4 protein-coding genes are annotated in these 4,789 nt (G+C 46.3%); 1 reads left to right on the forward strand and 3 read right to left on the reverse strand.

The window, feature by feature from the left end; all coding sequences use genetic code 11:
- Positions 1–1,289: hypothetical protein (locus GF309_08865; protein ID MBD3158884.1), on the reverse strand; the 1,289-nt coding region annotated here is incomplete at its 3' end.
- Positions 1,290–1,467: 178 nt separating this feature from the next.
- Positions 1,468–2,004, reverse strand: coding sequence for a hypothetical protein (locus GF309_08870; GenBank protein MBD3158885.1), 537 nt, complete (start codon positions 2,002–2,004; stop codon positions 1,468–1,470).
- Between the two features lie 152 nt (positions 2,005–2,156).
- On the opposite strand from GF309_08870, the gene GF309_08875 reads away from it, so the two are divergent.
- Positions 2,157–3,926 (forward strand): MBL fold metallo-hydrolase, encoded by a 1,770-nt coding sequence (locus tag GF309_08875; GenBank protein ID MBD3158886.1) that lies wholly within the window; start codon positions 2,157–2,159, stop codon positions 3,924–3,926.
- A gap of 6 nt (positions 3,927–3,932) precedes the next feature.
- Here the strand turns inward: GF309_08875 and GF309_08880 are convergent, their stop codons facing one another.
- Positions 3,933–4,655: a hypothetical protein gene (locus tag GF309_08880; protein MBD3158887.1), complete on the reverse strand. Its 723-nt coding sequence runs from the start codon at positions 4,653–4,655 to the stop codon at positions 3,933–3,935.
- Positions 4,656–4,789 lie beyond the last annotated feature (134 nt).

Below are 4,789 nucleotides of genomic sequence, written 5' to 3' on the forward strand. Positions count from 1 at the left end.
TGTTCGACCGTGAATTCTCCTTGGTTGAAGTTGACTTGTGTGATGTTGAAATCTAAAGCGACCTGATAGAGGTCAATTTCAAAGTGATTCCACACCCCCCGTTCGCCAAAGCCTGGCGCTGCTACGTGGTAGTTTGCATATGATGAACCGGATGAATTCCATGAGGGAACTTGGTCCTGATCGATTCCGAGGTACCAGTATATTGTACCGCTGAACGTGTCATTATCGAATTCTAATTCGTATCGACCGTATTGGTTAGTTCCTCCGCCAGAAACATCCTCATACAGCCAATCGAATTGCACTGTAAGTGTGTCCGGTCCAAGAGGATAGTATCCACTTCGCCGATTGAAAGTATGATACACCTCAGTATACGCACTAACGCCAGAACGGGAAGCCTTCACCGTGAGATTGGCGGCGTAGTCACCCTCTGTGTTCTGTGTACTGTGCGAGTAGTATCCCTTATCGCTATTTGAACTATCATACCATGCTGCTCCGTTTCCTGATTCAAAACCCCCATCTTCAATATACTCATGGCCTGTGCTATTCCTCAGGTGTACATCGTCCAGTAGGACCTCATTTGTGCCACTGGCATGGCTTACGGATGTAATTCTGAAGTAGTAATATCTGATTTCAAGGTCAGTCGTGATTGGGCCTATTGCAGCTTCAAAGTCTGCTGTTATATTCCTGCTAAAGAGATTCCAATCGCCAAATGTTGTCGTGTTGAATTGATAATACCCTCTGTTTGAGTTGTTTGCATTCGGTGGTGTTGAACTAGAAAGATAGTAGTAAAGGTAGTATGTGCTGCCGTTATAGAAGCTGAAATCGGTGTACACAGTTGCTCCTTGTGCCAGGTCCGGATTCTGAATGATGTTGTATGACAAATTGAGCATTGAGCCCTCTCCTAGGTATCCCATATCATGTGCATAGTAGGCTTTATGGAGATATGAGTAACTGCCCCAGTATTCGGCCCCCTCTGCTCTCATTCTGCATGAGTAGGTGCCATTACTAACATCGTCTGTATAGTCGAAGTCAGTCTGTCGGTAAATGGATCCGCCCCTATACCATTGTCCTTCTCCTCCATACCCGGATTCTTCTTCAAACCCCCCGTTTCGCACCATATTCGTTCTAAGCGACGAAGCCGATCCTGTTTCAGCTGGTGTTGATTGCTCCAATTCGTTAGATTCAGTATCTGTGCTGCTTACGGCTTGCAAACCGAAGGTTCCCACAGATTGAATGTTTCCAAAAAGAACCAAGCATATGGCTACTGCTATGATGGCGTGCCTTTTCATTCCAATTCCTCTCGCCCGCTCAAACGCGAACAATGGTAATACGAAATTATGACTTATATATCCTTTTTCTGAATTCGCTTGCACCATTTGACATGGGTTTTACTTCTCCCGGTCTTGGAGAACGATTTACCTGAATCAAATAGTATCGAATCAGCATTCACATGCAGAGCAACGGTCTCTACATGCGCGCTGTCGTGATGAGGTACCTGATAGCGCAAAGCAATGCAAGCGAGACTGAAATCACAAGCAGAACGACCTTGATTGAGCTCATCGTACCTGCAAGCAGCAACACTTGGGATGATGTCGACGGATATGCATCCAGCTGAGTCCATACGAGGATATTCTCAGCATAATCGAAAGCTGCCGTGAAGAACGGTACAAAAGCAGTCAGCGGCAGTTTACTCTCTGCAGGACGGAGTGATGAGTACGTGAGTGCGATTGTCGAGGAGAGCGTGATGGCAAGGGCGATAGGAAATCCCATGTCGAAGAGCTGGATGCTGTGATAGATCGCGATGCCCTCCTCTCCAAGAGCCGAGAAGAGGGTGTTTGCTTCGTTTGGTGTATACGTTATCCTGAGGTCGAGCGGGAGCAGACCCCCCGAGATTGCTAGGAATTGCGGGAGGAGCACGAGCATCATTACAACTGAAAACAGAACCGTTGCTGGGAATGATACCACCAGAACACGCTTGGTGAGACTCGTATGAAGGCGTTGCATCAAGTCGATAACCTGCTACACACTTGGTAATCCGACTATAATCTGTTTTTGCTTCTTGTTTTCCTATTAGTCTGTACTCTCTTGAACAAATCAGCCTTCCATACAGGTTATACTCATTAATGAGAGCCTAAGAATCCGCACGAGGACCAACGATGGGGGCTGAATACATCGAGTCCAAGGGAAATGAGATTCCCGTAACATTTCTTGAGAACGCAGAGCGGTTTGAGACTCCAAAGTACAAATCGATCCTGCAGTTCATTCAGAAGAGGAATATCCCACAGCGGTCTTGGGAAAAAGCACTGGAGTGGTTCTTTGAAGAAAATCGCATACCAGTGGATGAGAAACTCGCCATTGAGAGAATACAGGTGTCCAAATCGAATAGAATCCTCTGTGTCGAAACTGGCAAGTCAAGGAAAACGTTCCAAGAGCTTCGTTACATCGCAAAGAACACTGGCTGGTATTTCTACTTGACAGGGGTGAAGCTGGGAGATAGCATCGTATCAGTAACCGTCGACGAAGTAAAAAGGACTTTTGACCCCGAAGCAGTTTTTGAAAAGCTCATTTTGGATGGGTCGAACAGTATCGGTCTTCATTGTCTGAGTGAGGGCCCAAACAGAACCAGTCATATTCTCGAATGGGGTGGCACATCAATAATGCTCGATGCGGGTCTTGCTGAAGAGTCGAACTGGGACTACTTCCGCAATCTGGAGCTGAATAACCTTGATGTGCTCTTTCTCAGTCATTCCCATTACGACCACTGCAGAGGACTGGAGCGCATTTTGGAGCACTACCCGGAGACTCCGATTCTCTGCTCAGCAACCACGCTGGATTTCTATGCTTTCAAGAGCTCCACGAAGCCCTGGGAAGAGAACGATGATCCTTTTCATCTCTCCGACCACGCAAGACATGTGGTTCAAAATGCGATCACAGTCAGTTCGGGAGAAACGGTTCGATGTGGTGAAGGCAGTCTAGCGTTTTATAATGCAGGCCATATGCCCGGTGCTTTGATGCTCCATGTTGATAGTCCTGATTACGACTTCGTGTATACCGGTGATTTCTGTGTGAAGGATTTCTTCCCGATTCAAGGTGTTGAATCCGTGCGTGAGCAGCTGCCAGAAGAGATAGACTTTCTCTTGATGGAATCAACTATGGGTGCCACACAGCACGAGCCCGTCGGTAAGATGTTTGGGGCTCTCTTTCGGAGGCTTAAGCTCAAGGCGGACTATGGGAATCGCGTCCTTATCGCCGCTCAACCTGACAGTGTGGCTATCGTTCTCTATCTCTCGTTGTTCTCTTATTTCAGAAAACAGCAACTTAAGTATGGATATGAGAAGCGGCCGCTGCTCGTTCTGGGTCGAGAAACACAGGAATACGCCAGAATCATCCAAAATAGGATTGAAGATGTGCATCCCGCCATTAGAAACCGGATTAAGAAGAAGTTGAATCCCTTCAGCAGTGCGGTTGCGCGTTTCTGTGAGGAGGGAGGCGAGGTGTTCTCCTATCTGGGCAAGCGGAATACGATTTTCATATTCGGCCCTCCAGACCTCAGCCATGGAATCGTGCAGGATTTGATGGAATCGATTTCCTCACATCGCTACAATCTGGTCTACTTGGCGGGTGCGTTGAGAAATGAAGATGCTCTCGATTTGGTTCATGGCAGAGATAGAATAACCCTTGATGGACACCTTATCGAGAACAAAGCAGAGGTCTTCAACCGGCGACATCCAAACAAAGTACTGAGCTTGCACGCAGACTTGGATCAGATGATAGATCTGGTGCAGTGGCTGAAACCAAGGAATGTTGGCCTGTTCCACAATTCGTTCGATGATTTGGTCGAGGTTTCTGGTTATCTGGATCGAATGCGGCACATCAAGAGTGTTCTTGCACTGTCGGAAGAAAGGCGATTTCGCAAACTTAGATGAAGGCTACTAGAAGTCTTTGAGATACTCAAGCCTTATCTTACAGCCCTCTCTGCTCAATTTTCCCCAGCCTTCGACGAAATTGTTTCTCTCTAATTTCTTTTCCGAATTCCTCTTGATTTTCTTCAGCAAATCGTACATTTCTGTTGAGTATTCGGGATTATCCGAGATGAATTTCAACACACCGGTTTGGGAAAATAGCTTAATGGTTTCCAGTTGAGTTGCGTATCGGTGATAACCATGACCCCTTAGTCCTTCCTTTTTGGCCGAGAAAGAATATCCTTTCTTTAGGCGCCTATCATAATTCGAAACGCTCTCAGCAATTGCTTGGTTTTTGTTCTTAATCCACGTAAGGATGCAAACCCCCAGGTATGTTGGAAGATACACAAATTCTACCCCCGCGTCAGATGGTCGATGACCTTCGAAATCTATCGGAAGAACAGCCCAAGACCCAGTGAAGGCATCCAAATCCCTTCTAGTTTCTTCTACCATCGATTTGCAGAAATGACGGAGTTGTTCTGAAGACATATTTTTTCCCGGGATTTCTTCGCTAAGCAGATGCATTAGTAGGGCTCGAAGCCTTTCATTCATCAGCTGCATCTTCGGAATAGTCTTTTCCCCAAAGGGTTCAATATACGGCGGTGGTGAAAATTCCTCTATCCTATCCATTGATTCTGCCTTTTCATAGAGTTCTTGGCGAACCAAAGGACCCAGCGGTTTTGTTTCTTTCATGATTGACCATCTTCGATATTTTCCTCAAATCTCCAGTTTGTATCATAACCATGCCATAGAAATTCATGCACTTCGGCCATTGATACAAGTGTGGACCTTTCCATGAAAGATTCACATAGAAGCTGGAACTGGAA

The sequence above is a fragment of the Candidatus Lokiarchaeota archaeon genome, from assembly GCA_014730275.1.
Taxonomy (GTDB): Archaea; Asgardarchaeota; Thorarchaeia; order Thorarchaeales; family Thorarchaeaceae; genus WJIL01.

Bases quoted from the DNA above. Each gene is read 5' to 3' on its own strand.
- GF309_08870 (MBD3158885.1), bottom strand. From the start codon at position 2,004: ATGCAACGCCTTCATACGAGTCTCACCAAGCGTGTTCTGGTGGTATCA.
- GF309_08880 (MBD3158887.1), bottom strand. From the start codon at position 4,655: ATGAAAGAAACAAAACCGCTGGGTCCTTTGGTTCGCCAAGAACTCTAT.
- GF309_08875 (MBD3158886.1), top strand. From the start codon at position 2,157: ATGGGGGCTGAATACATCGAGTCCAAGGGAAATGAGATTCCCGTAACA.